The sequence below is a fragment of the Mesorhizobium sp. M1A.T.Ca.IN.004.03.1.1 genome (assembly GCF_003997555.1).
Taxonomy (GTDB): Bacteria; Pseudomonadota; Alphaproteobacteria; order Rhizobiales; family Rhizobiaceae; genus Mesorhizobium.
Window position 1 is genome coordinate 1 of sequence record NZ_RZTV01000346.1, and the last position, 270, is coordinate 270.

The following is a 270-nucleotide window of genomic DNA, read 5'->3' on the forward strand; positions in this document are numbered from 1 at the left end:
GGTTATTCCACTTTTTGTCGAGCAGATCTTGGCAGGAAAACCGCTGACCATCACGAACCCCGCGATGACGCGGTTTATGATGACTCTCGACGACGCCATAGATCTTGTTCTCTATGCTTTCGAGCGTGGCAACAACGGCGATATCTTCGTCCAGAAAGCTCCTGCAGCCACGATTGCCGTACTCGCGGAGGCTATCAGTACGATCATGAATATGCAGTCCCATCCCGTGCATGTCATGGGAACCCGTCACGGCGAGAAACTCTATGAAAC

At 52.2% G+C, this 270-nt stretch carries 1 protein-coding gene; it reads left to right on the forward strand.

The genetic code is table 11. The features are described 5' to 3' along the window. Positions 1–270, forward strand: a 270-nt coding sequence (locus tag EOD29_RS31915) for a polysaccharide biosynthesis protein (RefSeq protein WP_164763952.1), incomplete at both ends; no start/stop codon positions are given.